19 protein-coding genes are annotated in these 17,817 nt (G+C 66.9%); 4 read left to right on the forward strand and 15 right to left on the reverse strand.

Annotated features, from left to right (window positions below):
- Positions 1-7: 7 nt before the first annotated feature.
- From H289_RS0116890 to H289_RS0116920, 7 genes are read right to left on the reverse strand one after another with little or no spacing between them, the layout of a single operon-like run.
- Positions 8-931 carry an alpha/beta hydrolase gene (locus H289_RS0116890; RefSeq protein ID WP_029105353.1) on the reverse strand — a complete coding sequence of 308 codons (924 nt, stop codon included), beginning with the start codon at positions 929-931 and terminating at the stop codon, positions 8-10.
- Positions 932-2,416, reverse strand: coding sequence for a flavin-containing monooxygenase (locus H289_RS30695; protein WP_051128511.1), 1,485 nt, complete (start codon positions 2,414-2,416; stop codon positions 932-934).
- Positions 2,398-3,129 (reverse strand): SDR family NAD(P)-dependent oxidoreductase, encoded by a 732-nt coding sequence (locus tag H289_RS0116900; protein ID WP_020101994.1) that lies wholly within the window; start codon positions 3,127-3,129, stop codon positions 2,398-2,400. The genes H289_RS30695 and H289_RS0116900 overlap by 19 nt, the downstream gene beginning before the upstream one ends.
- On the reverse strand, positions 3,126-3,914 hold the full coding sequence (locus tag H289_RS0116905) for an HpcH/HpaI aldolase family protein (protein ID WP_020101995.1): 789 nt from the start codon (positions 3,912-3,914) through the stop codon (positions 3,126-3,128). Before H289_RS0116905 ends, H289_RS0116900 begins: the two co-directional genes overlap by 4 nt.
- Positions 3,911-4,879, reverse strand: a complete 969-nt coding sequence (locus H289_RS0116910) for a zinc-binding dehydrogenase (RefSeq protein ID WP_020101996.1) — start codon at positions 4,877-4,879, stop codon at positions 3,911-3,913. The genes H289_RS0116905 and H289_RS0116910 overlap by 4 nt, the downstream gene beginning before the upstream one ends.
- Before the next feature lie 2 nt (positions 4,880-4,881).
- A complete protein-coding gene (locus H289_RS0116915; protein WP_036420753.1) occupies positions 4,882-6,111 on the reverse strand; it encodes a cytochrome P450 in 1,230 nt (409 codons plus the stop codon).
- A 14-nt stretch (positions 6,112-6,125) separates the two neighbouring features.
- Complete coding sequence (locus H289_RS0116920) at positions 6,126-6,854, reverse strand: hypothetical protein (protein WP_020101998.1); 729 nt, start codon at positions 6,852-6,854, stop codon at positions 6,126-6,128.
- 99 nt (positions 6,855-6,953) lie between these two features.
- Between H289_RS0116920 and H289_RS0116925 the strand changes: the two genes are divergently transcribed.
- Together H289_RS0116925 and H289_RS0116930 are read left to right on the forward strand one after the other, a co-directional pair.
- Positions 6,954-7,781, forward strand: coding sequence for an SMP-30/gluconolactonase/LRE family protein (locus tag H289_RS0116925; protein WP_029105355.1), 828 nt, complete (start codon positions 6,954-6,956; stop codon positions 7,779-7,781).
- Between the two features lie 9 nt (positions 7,782-7,790).
- Complete coding sequence (locus tag H289_RS0116930) at positions 7,791-8,612, forward strand: thioesterase family protein (protein ID WP_020102000.1); 822 nt, start codon at positions 7,791-7,793, stop codon at positions 8,610-8,612.
- Between the two features lie 17 nt (positions 8,613-8,629).
- On the opposite strand, the gene H289_RS0116935 is transcribed toward H289_RS0116930, so the two are convergent.
- From H289_RS0116935 to H289_RS0116950, 4 genes are read right to left on the reverse strand one after another with little or no spacing between them, the layout of a single operon-like run.
- Positions 8,630-9,367 (reverse strand): YoaK family protein, encoded by a 738-nt coding sequence (locus tag H289_RS0116935; RefSeq protein WP_020102001.1) that lies wholly within the window; start codon positions 9,365-9,367, stop codon positions 8,630-8,632.
- A gap of 55 nt (positions 9,368-9,422) precedes the next feature.
- Entirely contained in the window at positions 9,423-9,851 is a 429-nt protein-coding gene (locus H289_RS0116940; protein WP_020102002.1) for an FHA domain-containing protein, read from the reverse strand.
- A gap of 35 nt (positions 9,852-9,886) precedes the next feature.
- Positions 9,887-11,524, reverse strand: coding sequence for a SulP family inorganic anion transporter (locus tag H289_RS0116945; protein WP_020102003.1), 1,638 nt, complete (start codon positions 11,522-11,524; stop codon positions 9,887-9,889).
- Entirely contained in the window at positions 11,521-11,898 is a 378-nt protein-coding gene (locus H289_RS0116950; protein ID WP_020102004.1) for an ArsR/SmtB family transcription factor, read from the reverse strand. Before H289_RS0116950 ends, H289_RS0116945 begins: the two co-directional genes overlap by 4 nt.
- Positions 11,899-12,045: 147 nt before the next feature.
- Here H289_RS0116950 and H289_RS0116955 point away from each other — a divergent pair, with 147 nt between their 5' ends.
- Complete coding sequence (locus H289_RS0116955) at positions 12,046-13,386, forward strand: condensation domain-containing protein (protein WP_020102005.1); 1,341 nt, start codon at positions 12,046-12,048, stop codon at positions 13,384-13,386.
- Positions 13,387-13,419: 33 nt separating this feature from the next.
- Here the strand turns inward: H289_RS0116955 and H289_RS0116960 are convergent, their stop codons facing one another.
- The 4 genes from H289_RS0116960 to H289_RS0116975 all read right to left on the reverse strand — a co-directional run bounded on the left by H289_RS0116960 (position 13,420) and on the right by H289_RS0116975 (position 17,196).
- Complete coding sequence (locus H289_RS0116960; RefSeq protein WP_020102006.1) at positions 13,420-14,253, reverse strand: SDR family oxidoreductase; 834 nt, start codon at positions 14,251-14,253, stop codon at positions 13,420-13,422.
- A 49-nt stretch (positions 14,254-14,302) separates the two neighbouring features.
- Positions 14,303-15,508: a cytochrome P450 gene (locus H289_RS0116965; RefSeq protein ID WP_020102007.1), complete on the reverse strand. Its 1,206-nt coding sequence runs from the start codon at positions 15,506-15,508 to the stop codon at positions 14,303-14,305.
- 16 nt (positions 15,509-15,524) lie between these two features.
- Positions 15,525-15,716 (reverse strand): ferredoxin, encoded by a 192-nt coding sequence (locus tag H289_RS0116970; RefSeq protein WP_020102008.1) that lies wholly within the window; start codon positions 15,714-15,716, stop codon positions 15,525-15,527.
- Between the two features lie 223 nt (positions 15,717-15,939).
- Entirely contained in the window at positions 15,940-17,196 is a 1,257-nt protein-coding gene (locus tag H289_RS0116975) for a cytochrome P450 (RefSeq protein WP_020102009.1), read from the reverse strand.
- 83 nt (positions 17,197-17,279) lie between these two features.
- On the opposite strand from H289_RS0116975, the gene H289_RS0116980 reads away from it, so the two are divergent.
- Complete coding sequence (locus tag H289_RS0116980; RefSeq protein WP_020102010.1) at positions 17,280-17,807, forward strand: TetR/AcrR family transcriptional regulator; 528 nt, start codon at positions 17,280-17,282, stop codon at positions 17,805-17,807.
- Positions 17,808-17,817: the final 10 nt, after the last annotated feature.

A 17,817-nucleotide genomic window follows, 5' to 3' on the forward strand; every position in this document is an offset into this window, starting at 1 on the left:
ACCCGCCCTAGCGGCACAGGGCGCGCCGCAATGCACCGGCGTGCAGCGCCAACAGGTCCCGGCTGGTCTGCCAGTCCGGCAGGAATGACTCAAACCCGTGGCACGTGCCCGGATACACATGCAGTTCCGTGGTGACACCGGCCCACATGAGCCGCAGCGCGTAGTCGACGGCTTCATCGCGCAGTGGGTCCAGTTCCGCGCAGGTGATCAGAGCCGTTGGCACACCGGCCAATTCGGCCGTCCGCCCGGGTACTGCCCCCGCCGGCACCGGCGCACCGGCCAGGTAGTGCTGCCACATCAGTTCGACCGCCGGACCGTCGAATCCGGGCGTAGTCGAGAAATCGGCCTTCGACGGTGTCGGCCGGTCATCGAGCACCGGCTGATGCAGCAGCTGGAAGACCACCGGCGGCAACGCCCCCACAGCCGACGCCTGGGCCACCAACGCGGCCAACCCACCGCCGGCGCTGTTGCCCGCCACCGCAATCCGCTGTGCATCCACGTCCAGCGCCGCGGCATGGTCCGCAATCCACTCGAGCACCGCCGCGACGTCATCGAACGCGGCCGGATAGGGGTGTTCGGGAGCCAGGCGGTAGTCCACCGAAACCACCGCGCAGCCGACGGCCCTGGCCAGTTCCAGACACCAGCGGTGATCGGTGTCCAGGTTGCCCAGCACAAAGCCACCGGAATGGCAGAAGAGCACCGCGGGGACAGCCCGGCCGCCGGCCCGGTATATCCGAACCGGAATCACCCGCCCGGCTGCCGCAACCTGGGCATCGGCGACGTCGACGCCCGTGACATCGACCGCGGCGGCAGCGAGACGCCGCCGGCTATCAAGAGATTCACGTAGCTGGACAAGGGTTTCCGCTGCCAGGTCGATCCGCGCGCCAACCAGGTGCCGCAGCGCGGGATCCAACCGGCGTTCGATGGACACCTACCGGTCCCCGAAATCGTAGTCGGCCGGGCGGAATCGACGAGTCATCGCCCAGAACGTCCGGGCGCTGCGCGGCCATTGCGTCACCACACGTCCACCTGCCACCCGGAAGTAGTTGTTGCACCGTGTCGTCCACACCGTGCCGACCATCCACCGGTCGACCTTGGCCAGGAAGTCCTGCATCACCGGCTCCCGCACCGCGATGTACCGCTTCCGCTTGCGCCGCAGATATTTCAGCGCACGCACCACGTAGTGCGCCTGCGCTTCCAGCATGAAGATGACGCTGTTCGACCCGACGTTGGTATTGGGCCCGTACAGCATGAAGAAGTTCGGGAAGCCGGGCACGGCCATGCCGAGATAGGCGTGCGCACCGTCGCGCCATCGCTCGCTCAGCGGCCGGCCACCTTCTCCGGTCACCTCGATCTGCCCCAAATAGTCGGCCGCTGCATACCCCGTGGCGCACACGACGACGTCGACCTCGAATTCGTCTCCTTCGGCGGTGACCAGTGACCGCGACCGCAGTGCCCGGGCCGGGCTGGACACCACGTCGACGTTCGAACGGGTCAGCGCGGGAAGGAAATCCGACGAGAACACCAGCCTCTTGCAGCCCAGCGGGGTATCCGGGGTCAGCCGGCGCCGCAGTTCTCGGTCCGCGACCGTGGACTCCAACATGTTGACCGCAACCGCCTTGAACTGCTGGGTCTTGTCGCTGCCGTTCTCGATCACCGCGATGTTCGACTCGCTGCGCAGCCACAGGCGGGTGCGGTAGATCTTCTTCGCCAACGGCACGCGCCGGAACAGCCAGCGTTCGCGGTCGGTGTAGGGCCGGTCCGGTTTCGGCAGAATCCACGTCGGCGAACGCTGGATCGAATAGACGTGTTCGGCGGTCTTGGCCAGCTCCGGAAGCAGCTGCGCGGCAGTCGATCCCGTTCCGAGGACGGCGACCCGGCGGCCGTCGATGGGTACCGAGGGATCCCACCGCGCGGTATGCATGACCGTGCCGAGGAACGGTTCTTCCTCGGACAATTCAGGCAGCACCGGCCGGGTGAACAAGCCGATGGCAGACACCACGACATCGAAGCGATGCCGTTCCCCCGTCGCGGTGGTCAGTTCCCAGTCGCCGGTCTCGGCATCCCACCGCGCTGCCGCGATCTCGGTGCCCAGTCGTAAATGCGGTCCCAATTCGTAACGTTCAGCACAGTTTTCGAAGTACGCCAGAATCTCTGCCTGGCCGGACCACATCCGGGACCAGTCCGGGTTGAGGTCGAATGAGTACGAGTAGAGATGCGACTTCACATCACAGGCCAGCCCCGGGTAGGTGTTGATGCGCCAGGTGCCGCCGACACCGTCCTCCCGGTCGAAAATGGTGAAGTCACGAAAGCCGGCTTTCTTCAGGAAGATTCCGAGCGCCAGTCCGCCGGGGCCGGCGCCGATGATGCCGACCGACAGGTCACGAGTCACCGCCGTCATCCGATCTGCAGGCATTGGCCACCATCCACCACCAGCTCGGCACCGGTGATGAACGAGGCCTGGTCGGAGACGAGAAATGCGACCGCATCGGCGATCTCACCCGGCCGCCCCAGACGGCCGAGCGGGGACCGTTCGGCCAACCGGGCCTGCGTGACATCGTCGAGCATCGGGGTCTGCACCGGTCCCGGGAACACGGCATTGACCCGAATACCCGACGGGGCCAGCTCGGCCGCCGCAACCTGGGTCAACCCACGCAGCGCCCACTTGGACGATCCGTATGCGGCATGGCCCGGGAACGGCCGCACCGCGCCGGTGCTGCAGGTGTTCACGACGGCCGCACCGTCGGCCGCCCGCAGCGGCTCCAGGCACGCTTGGATGCCCAGGAACGGGCCGAGGCAGTTGACCCGCCAGCTGTCTTCGAAGCCCGCTGCGCCCTCCTTGCTCAGCGACGCACGGTGCAGCACACCGGCGTTGTTGACCAGAGCGTTGAGCCCACCGAAACGGTCGACGATCTGGTCCACGGCGGCGTGCCATTGATCTGCCGACGTGACGTCGAGCCCGATCGGCAGGACACCGGCGTCGTCGCCGGCCACCACGGCAAGTTCATCGACCAACACGTCACACGCCGCGATCTGGAATCCGTCCCGGCGCAATCGAGCGACGATGGCGGCACCTTGGCCACGGGCAGCGCCGGTGACCAGTGCCACCGGCTGTGCTGTGGTGGTCATCGGTAGCCTCCCGTCTGCCGGCTGCCGGTGTCCGGCGCCGCACCCGTTGCCTCCCTGAGGTTTTCGGCCGCACCCCGCCGCAATGCCTGGGATTCGGACGCCAGGGTCAACATTCGGAACCCGAGGCCGGCGGCGGTATGACCCACCAGGCCCGCACCCGCGTGCGCAGCGGCCACCAGACCGGCGGCGGTGGTGACCGCGCAGATGCCGCTCATCTGTTCCAGCACCGCGGGATCCCGCCACGAATCCGCGACGGTTCGGCCCATCGACACCGCAAGATCGGCAGGTCCGACATACACCCCCGCGATTCCGGGCACGGCAAGGATCTCCGGCAGCGCCGCGGCGCCCGCCACCGTTTCGACCATCGGGAAAACGCCGACCCGATCCTGCAGGGCGCCGATGTCATGGCCCAGCGAGGCCCGTAGCGGTCCGAAGCTGCGAATCCCCTCCGGCGCAAAGCGGGCCGCGGCGACCGCTGCGGCCGCCTGCTCGGCGGATTCCACCATCGCGATGATGACGGCATCCGCTCCGGCGTCCAGCACCCGGCCGATCGGGGCCGGATCCGCCGATGGCAACCGCACCGCCGTCGCGATCGGCACGTGTTCGAGGCGGCGCAGGATGAGGGCGACAGCGGCATCGTCCAGATAGCCGTGTTGCAGGTCGAACCCGACGTAGTCGTATCCCGCCGCGGCGAATTCCTCCGGGCCCAGGATGGTCGGGCCGGTCACCCAGCCGCCCCAGATCCGGTCTTTGGCGGCCAGCAGGTCCTGCAGTCGTGATGTCATGCGGTGATCGCGATCTTCACGCGACCCGGGCTGGGCCGGGCAGCCAGTTCGAACGCCTCCTGCACCTGATCCGCGGTGAAGGTGTGGGTCAGATATCGCGGCAGCAGCTCCGGATGCGCGCGCGCAAACTGGCCGGCTGCCGTCAACACCCGCCGACGATCCAGTGTCACACCGGATTTCAGTGTCAGGTTGTTGCGCAGCAGGGTCCGCATACTGATCGGGTAGCTGTCGTCATCGGGCACGCCGAAGTAGAAGACGGTGCCGCCGAAGGCCGCCGCGTCGAGTGCGTGGTTGAGCGTCGCGACCTGATGCCCCACCGCCTCGATCACCACATCCGCCTTGTCGCCGGGATCGAGATGACTGATCCACCGGTCACTGGTCGCCCGCACCACGGTGTCGACCCCGAACGCCGGCGCGACGGCCGAACGGTCCACCGGGTCGACACCAGTGACATGCCCGGCCCCGGCTGCCTTCGCCAGATACGCGAACAAGAGGCCGATCGACCCGAGGCCGATCACGGCGACCCGCTTGCCCGTGAGGTCCGGCAACTGCTCCACGGTGTACAGCACGCAGGCCAGCGGCTGCAGCCCGACGGCGAGTTCGGGTGTCAGCGCCGGATCGTATGCGGCCAAACCGTTTCCGTCGGCCACTACCGTGTCCATCAGCCCGTCGAACCCGGATGCCCAGCCGACCACGAGGTCCCCGATCCGGTGGCCCGGGTGTCTGCTGGCCAACACCTCGCCCGCGATCTCGTGTACCGGGAAGCCGTTCATCTCGGCGGCGCAGGGACCGGTGTCGCCCGGCAGTTTGCCCTTGGTGCCGCGGAATCCGGGAATGTCGCTGCCGCAGATGCCCGCGGCGCCGAACTTCAACAACACCTGACCGTCGGTCAACACTTCGGCGGTCGGCCGGGGAATGTCGATGCGCTCGAAGGTGTACGGCGCGACCAGTCGGTAGCACCACATGCTTACACCTCCACCGGGACGCGGTTCCAGCCCCACTGGAAGCTCGACGGCGGCCGCGACGCACCGTTGGTGTCGATGTCGTACTCCCCCACCCGTTTCAGCCACTCGGTCACCAGGATGGTGATCTCCAGGCGGGCCAGATGGACACCGAGGCAGAAGTGCTGTCCCCGGCCGAATGCCAGCAGACGCTCGATCGGCCGGTTCCAGATGAATGTCTCGGGGTCCGGGTATTCGCGTTCGTCTCGGTTCGCGGACCCGAGCAAGGTGATGATCCGCTGCCCCGGTTCGACGGTGGTGTCGTGAATGGTGAACGGGCGCCGTACGGTTCGCGCGAACCATTGTGCGGGTGCGCAGTACCGGATCATCTCCTCACGCGCCACGGGCACGTGGGCCGCGAGATCGCCACGCACGGCCGTCATCTGGTCGGGATGCCTCAGTAGTTCCCACAGTCCGTGCGCGACGATCTTGGGGACGGTCTCGGTGCCGCCGATGAACACGCCCAGCAGCTGGACTGCGGCTTCGGTATCGGTGAGTTCGGAGCCGTCGGGCAACCGGTAACCCAGCAGCGCATCGACGATCTGCAGATCGCCCTGACCCGATCCGGACCGTCGACCGCTGACCAACGGCGTCAGATACTCCAGGTAGCCCGGCCGGGCGTTGCCGACCTCGACGCCGCTCCCCGGCTCGGCCAGGCTGCCGGCGTTGACCGTGGCGAGCACCTCGGACGCCAATTCTGTTGGTAGTCCCAGTAGTTCACACACGACCGAAGCCGCGACGATGCCGCCGTAGTCTTGCGTCAGGTCGAAGGTGCCCTGTGGCAGCAGCACGTCCAGTCGTTCGTTGGCCAGCACGCGGATCCGGTCGGCGAGCCGGCCGACCGACTTGGGCCGGAATTGTGCCGCGGTACAGCGACGGACGTCCTCGTAGATCGGGGAATCGAAGTTGGCGTGGAACGGCATCGGGTGCAGGGCCGGGTCCGGTACCGCACCGGCGTTGTGTACGGCAAGCACATTCGCAGCGGGGAGGGTGCCCTCGGATGCGACGAACGTGCCGTCGTTCACCTCCAGGACGCGCCAGATGTCTTCGAACCGCGACAGCGCGTAGGTATCCCATGCCTCGACGAAATAGACCGGATACCGATCACGCAGCACCCGGTAATACGGCCGCGGGTCGGCCATCACGGCGGGGTCGAACGGATCGTACGAGAAGTCTTGCATCACAGTGTTTTTCATCGGATGGTTCCGGATCATTTGAGCGGTGACGGCGGCAGGGCGGACAGAACGGAATCTTCCCAACCGTCGCGTAGCGCGGGAGCCACGCTCATCCAGGTGACGATCTCGGCCGGCGGGTCGCCCTTCCACGACGGGTAGTGGTTCTCGAAGCAGTCCCAGCCCCCGTCGAGCGCCCAGTAGTGGATCACTTCGTTGAACCGGAAGGTGGTGATGAACGAGCCGAGCCAGCGCTTGCCGGTCGACTCCGACCACGGCACGTAAAGCCGCTCCAGTTCGCGGATGTAGTCGTCCTGCTTACCGGGTTTGGTTTCCATGATCTCCTGGATCACCAGCCCGGCTCCGAAGTCGGCTTCCGTCAGTTGCGCCAGCGTCCGGTTGTACTTGCCCGCGTACATGATTCGGCCCTCACCGCGAGCATTCAGTCCGGCCAGGGCCGAGGCCCACCGCAGAGCCGGCGCCTCGTGGCTCCCACCACGGCCCTGCGCCCGGCCGACCCGGGCGTAGTCGGCGAACGTGTCGATCTCCCAGATGATCGTGGCCTGCGGCCAGTGCCCGTTGTACCGCGTGGTCTCCCAGATCGCGAACAACCTGGCCCCGAGCTCTTCCATCATCGGCTGATAGATGTCACCGAAGACCTCCAGGAAGGCGTCGATCGTGCCCGGACCGGAGCCGTTGTCGCGTCCGCTCCCGAAGTCGATGGTCTCGTGCAGGTACAACAGGGTGTGGCCGTGGAACTTCTTCATCGCGGCGTCCCCGCGGTTGACAGTGACACCACGAGAGCGTGACACTTTAGGCGTGTTTTGTAAAGGTATGCCACGGTGACGGTCGAAGCTGAACCCACCATGACGACTGCTCTCGCGGACGGCTTCTGCTTCGGCGAAGGACCCCGCTGGTTCGAAGGCCTGCTCTGGTTCTCCGACATGCTCGGCGAGGCGGTGCACACGGTGAACCTGGCCGGCGACGGCACGACCCTCCCGTTGCCCGGACATCGCCCGTCCGGCTTGGGTTTTCGGCCCGACGGCGCGCTGCTCATCGTCTCCATTGCCGCGCGGCAGATCCTGCACTACGACGGCGACAGCGTGGAATTGCTGGCGGACCTGAGCGATCTGGTTCCGGCCGACCTCGGCGACCTCGTCGTCGACCGGGTGGGTCGCGCCTACGTCGGCGCGCAGGCCCGCGGCAACGGGGTGATCGCGCGGGTAGACCTCGACGGCTCCGTCCGCGTGGTTGCCGGCGATCTCGACTTCCCGAACGGCATGGCTATCTCCCCCGACGGCGGGACGCTGATCGTCGCCGAATCCACCGGCCGTCGGCTGAGCGCGTTCACCATCGATACCGACGGCGATCTTTCCGGTCGGCGAGTCTTCGCCGACCATCTCGACGGCCCGCCGGACGGCATCGCCATCGACGCCGACGGCGGCGTGTGGGCGGCCATGACCCTGGCACACCAATTCGAGCGCATCGAAGATGGCGGAGCGGTCACCGACCGGGTCCACGTCGGTGACCGCATGGCCATCGCGTGCGCCCTCGGTGGCCCCGAGGGCAAGACCTTGTTCCTGGTCACCACACACGACGCCTACCCCGATCGGATGATCGGCACCAACCTGTCCACCGTCGCGGCGCTGACGGTCAGCGTGCCAGCCCCCGGCGACTTCGGCCACCACCACTGACAGGACGAAATGTCTGACTGCTATTACGAATTGCTGGACGCCTGCGGACCCGACGGTGACAGGTTCAGGGCCACGGACCTGGTGCGGGGCACCTGGTCCGCCGATATCCAGCACGCGGCACCGGCGTCGGCCCTACTGGTCCGGGCCCTCGAGAACTGCGAACGCCGCGACGACACCCGGCTCAGCCGCGTCTCGATCGACCTGATGGGTGGCGTGCCGTCCGACGGCGATCTCTGGGTGCGTGCACACGTGGAGCGACCCGGCCGACAGATCGAATTGGTCAGCGCCGAGATGCTGGCCCCGGGCCCGGACGGCGCGACCCGGGCCGTCGCGCGGGCCAGCGGTTGGCGCATGCTGCAGATCGATACCACGGCCATCGCGAAAGCCCCGGCGGTGCCACTGCCGCCGCTGCAGCAGGCCCGCAGCCGGGACATGGCGAAGAACTGGGAACCCAACTATGTGCACAGCGTGGACTGGCGCTGGCTGACCGTGCCGCAGGCCGCCGGCCCCGGCGAATCCTGGCTGCGCCCGACGGTCGACCTGGTCAAGGGTGAATCGATGACGCCGCTGCAGCGGCTGTTCGCGGTGGCCGACAATGCCAACGGCATCGGTTCCAAGATCGACATTCGCAGGTTCACGTTCCTGAACACCGATTTGGTGGTGCACATCCACCGTGTCCCCGACGGCGACTGGATCGGCATCCGGTCGGACACCAACTACGGGCCGGACGGCATCGCCGCTACCGTGGGCACCCTGTTCGACGAGGCAGGCTCCGTCGCACACATCCAGCAGTCGGTTCTGGTGCGGCCGCGTCCGCCCAGAACGACCTGAGCGCGGGACCTGCGGGGCTACTCGACCGCCGACCCGTGGCGCCGGTCGGTATGGAAGAACGTGACGAGTGTGGTTGCGCCGCAGATCAATCCGACGGTACCGATCAGCTGTGGGCCGGTGAGACGGTCGGCCAGCCCGCCGCCCACACCGGCGCCGATCATGAACGACCCCAGCAGGGCGAGATATCCGAGCCAGTCATAGACGGTGCCCTTGCCGCAGATGTGGCGTTCCAGCCCCTGCCCCAGCTTGACGACCGTACCGGTGACATAGCTGAGCGGTACCGCCACTTCACCGTTCTTGACGAAGCTGGTGTTCAGCGCGCCCACCGAGAAACAGATGATCAGGATTCCGGTGAAGTTGACGTCCTCGTAGTACCAGCCGTCCTCGTAGAGCTCGACCACGGACGCCACCAACAATCCGACGGTCACCAGGGCCGTGGCGCCGTGCGGATGGTTCTGCCAGTACCTGCGCCGCAGGAATGACGCCACGAAGACGCCCGCCAGGAAGCAGGCCATCAACCACAACGCCGCCTGCGGCCCGGCCCCTGACACTTTCTGCCGTTCGGCGACGTCGAACCACCCGAGCACTGCTCGTTCGGTGTTGCCCGTCATGAAGGTGACGAAGTATCCGGCACTGTGCAGGAACGCGACCGCGCCGATCATGCCGGCCAACCACGACAACAGCCACGACAACCGTGCCTCCGGTCCGATGGCGGCTTCCTTGCTCACAACCCTGTCGGGCGACTGCTGATCCACCGGCCCATTATGTAGGGCAGCGATCGGCGAACAGCTCAGATCAGTCGCGGCGCGGTCAGCGGTCCTGCGGCTGGCAGGTGAAGGTCAGGCGGAACTTGCCGATCTGGATTTCGTCACCGCTGGTGAGCGGGAGGGACTGGACCTGGGTCCCGTTGACGTAGGTGCCGTTCAGGCTGCCGGTGTCGACGATCCAGTATTCGTCATCGAGCCAACGGATTTCAGCATGGTTGCGGCTGACGGTGATGTCGTCGAGAAACACCGCGCTGTCGGGGTGCCGACCGGCGGCGACGACGTCGTCGGCCAGCAGGAACCGTCCGGCCGAGCCGGGGCCGCGGCTGATCACCAGCACACCCGAGCCCGGACGCACCTCAGACCCGCGCCGGCGCACGGCATGGCCTTGGGCGGGTGCGCCGATGACGCGGTGTGCGGCGGTGGCGTCAACGGTGACGTCATCGCCGAGACGTGCGTCGTTTGTCAGACTCATATCGATTTCCTTTGCCTGGATGGGTTTTCGAAGCGCTACCGGGTGGTGTGACTGCGGGCGTGGGCGATGGCGTCGTCCAAGTTCTCGATGAGGTGGTTCTCGTGACGCAGGGAGTCGATGATGCCGACACCTTCGAGGAGGTCCCGATGCTCGGGCCGGACACCTTTGATGATCACGGTGATGCCCCGCGCCTCGAGATCTTCGACGATTTGCGTCAGGGTGTGCGCACCGGTGGCGTCGAGCATGCCGAGTTGCGACAACCTGATGATCACCACCGACGTCTCGGGATGATTGCCGTCGGTGATGGCGGCGGAAAGCCGTTCGGCCGCACCGAAGAACATCGCCCCGTCGAGCCGTAGCAAGGCGATGCGCTCATCGCCGGGCACGTAGGAACCCGGCAACTCCTCGCGGGTGACGCTGCTGCGCCGGGCCAGCGCGCGCAGGGCGAACACTGCCGTGGCCGCGATGCCGATCTCGACAGCCTGGATCAGATCGAAACAGACCGTGACCGTCGCGGTCAGCAGGAACGTCACCGCATCCGAACGCGTGGACCGCAGAATCCGCATGACCGTGTGCGGCGAGATCATCCGGAACGCCGTGACCATCAAGACCGCCGAGAGCGCCGCCAGTGGGATGGTCCCGACGAGTCCGCTGACGAGATACACCACAGCCAGCAGCACCAGCGCGTGCACGATCGCCGCGACGCGGGTCCGCGCGCCGGACCGCACGTTGACCGCGGTACGGGCTATCGCCCCCGTGGCCGGCATGCCGCCGAACAGCCCGGAAGCGACCGACGCCAGCCCCTGTCCGACGAGTTCCCGGTTCGGGTCGTACGGCCCGGTCGGGGACATCGTCGCCGCGACCCGTGCCGACAGCAGCGATTCGATGGCGGCCAGTGCGGCGATCGCCAGCGCCGCGCCGAACAGCGAGTGCAGCACGGCCAGGTCGGCGTGCGGCCACACGGGCGCGGGCAGCCGCGACGGCAGCACCCCGATCCGGGGCGCCGACAATCCGGTACCCGCCACCAGTGCCGTCGCGGCGACAACGGCCACCAGCGAGGCCGGCACCGCGGGGTGCAGCCTGGGCAGCACGATCATCAGGACCGCCACCAGCGCCGTGACGACGAGGGCCGGCCGTGCCGCACCCACCTCGATGTGCGACAGGACCATGCCCGCGGCCACCAGCGGGGACCGTCCGGCGGGTGTCGCCTGTCCGAATGCGGCCGGGATCTGCTGTAGGAAGATGATGACGGCGATGCCGAGGGTGAATCCTTCGATGACCGGCCACGGTATGAAGGTCACCGCGCGCCCCACCCCGGTGATGCCGGCGACGACGACGATGACGCCGGCCAGGATGGTCACCGCGGCGACGCTGCCCAGTCCGTACTGGGCCACGATCGGCGCCAGGACCACCGTCATCGCCCCGGTCGGCCCCGACACCTGGACGTGCGACCCGCCGAACACCGCGGCCACCAGCCCCGCCACGACCGCGGTGACCAAACCGGCCGCAGCACCGACGCCCGAGCTGATCCCGAATGCCAGCGCGAGCGGCAACGCGACCACCCCGACCGTCACCCCGGCGAGGACATCGCGTCGCCACGAGCGGCTCAGGCCCGCGTAGTCGGTGCGCGACGGCAGCAGCCGGGCGATGCGGTCACCGGCGACCGTGGTCATCTGTTGGTGCCGATCGGCGGCAGTGCGCCGACGGCGTCGAGCTGATCACGTTGCGCGGCAAGGGTATCGGCGAGGAAGGTCCGCGCGATGAGGAGCAGTTCGGCGATCTTCGGATGTGCCAGTGTGTAGTACACCGCGTTGCCGGCCCGATACCCACTGACCACGTGATGGCGTTTGAGCACGGCCAGATGCTGTGAAAGCAACGTCGGTTCGATGTCGCTGGCCGCGAGGATGTCGCTCACCGGCGTCGGCCCCTCAGAGGTCGACAGAATCTCCAGCACCCGGATGCGGGCCGGATGGGCCAGCGCTTTGAAGAGGTTCGCCTTGATTTCGTACAGCGGCCGTTCGGGACCGTCGAGCACGCTGTCGACCATGTGCCGCACCCCTAATTGATGGATTGAGGAAATTCTCAATCCATAGTAGCGCGTCCGGCACACCCGACCGATTCACAGGATGAGCCTCCCCCAGACAACTCACAGGCTCGCGCAGCGAAATATTGTGGGCTGGGTAACATTCGCGACATGACCGTAGCCGACAACACGATCGACCTGGGAGATCAAGCCTCCTTCACCGGCTTACGGGCGCTGGGTCGCGGCCCGCTCATCCAGTACACCTGGATCTACGAACACCCCGTCGACATCGAGGGCCTGCGCCGGCTGCACCGCAATCTGGGTAGCGGCGGCCTGCTGGGCCGCCGGATCGAACGGTCGCCGCTGCCGTTCGGCCGCCACCGGTGGGTCCGCTCCACCGGACCGGTGGACCTCGACGTCTCCCCTGGAACGCGGCCCGTCTCCGAGCTGAACGACTGGGTCAATGAACGCGGTTACCTCCCGGTCGACCCGGAACACGGCCCGCCGTGGCACCTCGGTGTGCAACAGCTCGAGGGCGGCGGCGCGGCCGTGTCTCTCGTGGTGTCCCACACCGTCGGTGACGGCCTGGCCATCGCCGAAGCCGTCGCCGACGCGGTCAACGGGTCGCCGCGCGATCTCGGCTACCCGATAGCCGGCGCCCGGACCCGGCGTGAGGCACTGCGCGAAGACCTCCGCCAGACGGTCCGCTCGGTCCCCAGTTGGTTCAAGGCCGTGGTCGGCGCCGCCAAGATCGCCCGCGACCAGAAGGGCGACCTGGCGGCGTCAGCCAAATCGGTGAGCGCGCCGGTGTCCAGCGGGATCACCACGCCGGTGACGCCGCCGTTCGTCGTCGTGCATGTCGACATCGACGAGTGGTACCAGCGCGCGAAAGCCCTTGGCGGCACCAGCAATGTCCTGTTCGCCGCGCTCGCCGCCCGGGTCGGGCAGGTGGTGGGACGGTTGGGCGACGACGGCCGGGCGATGCTCTCGTTCCCGGTCAACATCCGCACCGAGGGCGACACCCGGGGCAATGCGCTCAGCACCATCACCGTGATGGCGGACCCAGAGAAGGTCAGCACCGACCTGTCCGAGTTGCGGGCCGACGTCAAGCGCGAACTGGCCGGTGTCGACGAGTGGACCCGGATGATGCTCACGCCCCTGCCACTGACTCCCCTGGTGCCCAAGTTCGCGGTGCGACGGCTCGAGAAGATGGTGCTCAAGGTCGGCAAGCCGATCGGTTGCTCCAACCTCGGGCAGTTCCCGCCGGCGTTCAACCGGCCCGACGGGACCGACGCCGACAATTTCCACGCCCGCCTGGTCGAGCCGGGACTGACCCCGGTGGACCTCGAGCGACTGAACGGTCACCTGTTCCTGGTGCTGTGCCAGACACCGACGTCGATGATCGTCACGGTCACCGCGTGGGAACCGGGCGACACGAACACCAAAGCGGCACTGGAAGAATCCACCCGCAAAGCGCTGGCCGAACTCGGCCTCAACGGAACGGTCGAGTAGTCGGGCGCCGCGCGATCTCGACCCCGTCGTGACTCAGCGATCCACGAAGATGTCCACGATGGGGTCGGCGCCCCCGCCGTACCGCGAGAGGTCTATGACCCCGCGTTCGGCCAGCACGTCGGTGTCGATATAGCACTTGCCGTTGGCTTCCCGCGCCGGTCCGGTCAGAATGGCCACCGCGGCATCGGCCATGATCTCGGGACTGCGCGAGCGCGCCATCATGTCCGCCAAATCCGCCGAGTTGGCGACCGCGCTGGTCGCAATGTAGGTCTCCGGCCACAGACAGCTGAATCCGATTCCCGCACTTGAGTATTCAGCGGCCCATCCCAGCGACAGCAGCGTCATTCCGTATTTCGACACCGTGTAGGCCGGATGCGCGCCGAGCCAATACGGGTTCATGTTGAGGGGCGGGGCCACTGTCAGAACGTGGGCGTTCGTCGACTTCCGCAGGTACGGCAGTGCGGCTTTCGTCAGCAGGAAAGTGCCGCGGACATTGATGTCCATCATCAGGTCGAATTTTTTGGCGGGCAGCGTCTCGGTTGGTTCGGTGGCGATGGCGCTGGCGTTGTTGACGACGATGTCGATGCCCCCGAAACGCTCGACCGCCGCGTCGACCGCACGCTGCACGTCGGCCTCGTTGCGGACGTCGCCCACCACGGCCAGTCCCTTGCCGCTGGCAGCCTCCACTTCCGCGACGGCCGTATGGACCGTTCCCGGCAACTTCGGATGCGGCTCGCTGGTCTTGGCCAGCAGCACGACGTTGGCGCCGAGCCGGGCCGCCCCGATTCCGATGGCCAGGCCGACGCCCCGGCTGCCACCGGAGACCACCATGGTGCGGTCTGCCAACGATGCCGAATTGTTGTTCATGAGTGGGCCTTTCGTCGACAGCGCAGAGGGTGATCCCGGCGACGTGCTGTCATCGCCGGACCCGCAGGGGCACGTTCTCGTAGCCGTTGACGCTCGTCATCGCGACGCGGCTCAAGCCCTCCTCGTGCACCTCGAACGCCGGCATGAGGTCGAGCAGATACTCCAGCGCGATCTTGCTCTCCATCCGCGCCAGCGCCGCACCGAGACAGCTGTGAATGCCGTATCCGAAGGCGAGGTTCTGCGCCTCGGTGCGGTCCCGATTGATGTCGAACACGTCGGCATCGGTGAATGCCCGCTCGTCCCGGTTGGCCGCCGCACCGAGCAGCATCACCGCGCGGCCCTGCGGAATCGTGGTGCCGTGCAGGTGCACATCGGTCATGGTGAATCGGCAGTCGTATTGGACGGGTCCCTCGTAGCGCAGGACTTCTTCGACGGCGGACGGGACGAGGCCCGAATTGTCCTGCAGTAGCTGCCATTGGTCCGGATGGCGGCCGAACAGGACGGCCGCCGTACCGACGAGTTTGGCCACGGTCTCGGCCCCCGCGCCACCCAGGAGGGTGCAGAAGCCCGCTATCTCGACGTCGTTGAGGGAAGTGCGGGTGCCGTCTTCACGCTCGACCTCGACTTCGATCAGGGCACTGATCATGTCGTCCTGCGGATCGGCGCGGCGCTGCTGAATCAACTTGTAGTAGAGGAGGCCGATCTCGGCCATCGCCTCGGCACCACGGCGGCTCATGCGCATCTGCCCCGGCTGACGCCGCAACGCGACGTCCTGCAGAACGCGGACTTTCTGCCGATCCTCCTCGGGCACCCCGAGCATCGTGGTGATGACCTCGACGGGGAACAGTGCCGAGAACTGCGCCACCACATCGAAATTCGTGCGGTCCAACCGGGACAGGTGGTATTCGATGCGCTCGCGAACGACGATCTCTTGAGCTTGGATCGCGCGCGGTGTGAACACCTTGTTGACCAGGCTGCGCATTCGGCGGTGCGCCGGCGGATCCATCCAGATGATGGATTGATCGTGCCCGTGTTCGCCGGAGTGGATTTCGTCGAGCGTCACGCCCCGACTCGACGAGTATGTCGCGAAGTCCTTGAACGCCGGCGCGACGTCCGCGTGGCGACTCAGCGCGTAGAAGTCGTACTGATCGCTGTAGTAGACGGGCGCCTCATCCCGCAACAACCTGTAGGTGTCGTAGGGGTCGTTGTAGTGGCGTTCGGAGAACGGATCAAAGATCAATTTCGACGTGGTCATCGCGGCCTCCAGTCGCTCAGTCGACGAGTCGCAGCGCCGCAGCGGGGCACTGCGTCACCGCCTGTTGCATGCGGTCCCGGTCCGATTCCGGCCGCGATCCGCCGATGATCCGCACGCTGCCGTCGTCTTGAACCTCGAAGACGTCGTCGGCGAGGGATTCGCAGATTCCGTGCCCGGTGCATTTGTCGAGGCTGACTTCGATCTCCATCGACCCCACTTCCTCTCTCGCCGGGCAGCGCACACTCCCCGACCCGGTTAGGTTGTCCGACAGCGGTTTTGCGGCCCGCTACCGCCCACCCCTATTGGCAGCCGGCCCGGCCACCGATGCGGCGAAGACTTTTCCAAGAGTGACAGTTTTGAGCATTTTTGTAAAGCCTCCACCCCGCCGACCGGGCCGCCGATCGGCACACCGCAGGTCACGTCGGCGGTTGTCAGGCCACGTACGCCGGCAAGTGTTTGATGCCGTGGACGAAGCTGCTGTACAGCAGGTCGGGCTCGCCGAGCTCGATACGCTTGAGGCGAGTCAGCAACTCCCGGAACAGGTTTCGCAGTTCGACCTTGGCCAGCTGGTTGCCGAGACAAAAATGCGGGCCGCCGCCACCGAAGCCGAAGTGCGGGTTGGGGGTCCTGCGCAAGTTGAAGGCGCCGGGCGCGTCGAACACCGCCTCATCCCGGTTTGCCGAGCAGTAGAACAGCCCCACCTTGTCGCCGGCGGTGATGCGCTGCCCGGCCAACTCGGTGTCCTGGGTGGCGAAGCGGGCGAACTGCAGGACAGGTGTGGACCACCGCACGAACTCCTCGACGGCGATGTCGATACGGGACTCGAAATCCTCCAACAGCCAGGCCAATTGGTCGGGATGCTGCTGCAGCGCGAGCATCGCGTGTGTCGTGGTCTGCTTGGTCGTGTCGTTACCGGCCGATGCCAGCAGGATCAAGAACGCACCGATCTCATCGTCGGTCAGGCGGTGCCCATCGACCTCGACATCGACCATGGCGGTCATCAGATCGTCGCCGGGGTTGGCCCGGCGATACTTGGCCAGCTCAACCCCGGTGCCGGACAACAGCATGATCTCGTTGATGGTGTCCGCCGCACGTTCCTCCAATGAGGAGTACTCGTCGTCGCTCATGCTGAACAGCTTCTCGGCGGCCTTGGCCAGCGCTTCACGCTCGGACGGCACCACCCCGAGCATCTCGGAGATCGTCATCATCGGCAGCCGCGACGAGCAGGCCGCCACGAAGTCGACGTCGCCGGCGCCGACGAGCTCGTCGACCACCCGCACCGCGTTGTCGTGGATCTGCTGCTCGATCCTCCGGACATTGCGCGGCGTGAAGGCCGAACTGATGAGCCGGCGGTATCTGGTGTGCTCGGGTGGGTCCATGGTCAGGAAGAACGACGCGAACCGCTGCACCTCGGCGGGCATCGGGTCCAGGGCGACGCCCCGCACCGAGGTGAACAGCTCGGGGTGCTGACTGACGTAGCCGATATCGGCGCGGCGGGTGACAGCCCAGAAACCGGGCTCCTCCATGGGGAACAGCGACGGCAGCGGCCGGTGCCAGGTCAGCCCGTCCGCCGCCCGCAATGCGGCAAAAGTCTTGTCGCGCTGGGCAAAAGGCTGTTCCCAGAATGCGTGCGAGGTGATGTCATGCGGGCTGTACGGGCGCTTCTGCGGCTCACTGACCACGCTCACCGGCGCTCCTTCCCACTGCGGTCGGCTACCCCGACGCAGCCGACTCAGCGTGACACTTGATGTAAATTTTGTAAAGTAGTCACATGTCCGCCGCCGACGACACCGATACCACGCGCGAGCGCCTCCTGGTCGCCACCGCCGCCGTACTCGGCCGTCAGGGCATGACCAAACTCAGCCTCTCCGAGGTCGCCGCCCAGGCCGGCGTGTCACGCCCCACGCTGTACCGCTGGTTCGCCTCCAAACAGGAACTGCTGGCGGCATTCGTGGAGTGGGAGCGCGGCTTCTACGAGCGCGGCGTGGCCAAGGCCATCGCCGGACTGCCGCCGGAGGACCGGCTCGACGCGGCGTTGCGCGTCATCGTCGATTACCAGCGGTCATATCCGGGATTCCGGATGGTCGACATCGAACCCGAGCAGGTGATCGCCCGCCTGGGCAGTGCGCTGCCGGTGATGCGAGCGCGCCTCGAGCGGCTGATCCCCGGCCCGCACTCGGCAGAGATCGCAGCCACAGTGGTGCGCGTCGCGGCGTCGCACTACCTGGTCCGCAGCGACGACGAAGATCAATTCCTCGAGCAACTGCGCTACGCCGCACGGGTGCGCGGGCCGGGTTAGATCGAGCCGG

Source organism: Mycobacterium sp. 360MFTsu5.1 (assembly GCF_000383495.1).
Lineage (GTDB): Bacteria > Actinomycetota > Actinomycetes > Mycobacteriales > Mycobacteriaceae > Mycobacterium > Mycobacterium mucogenicum_B.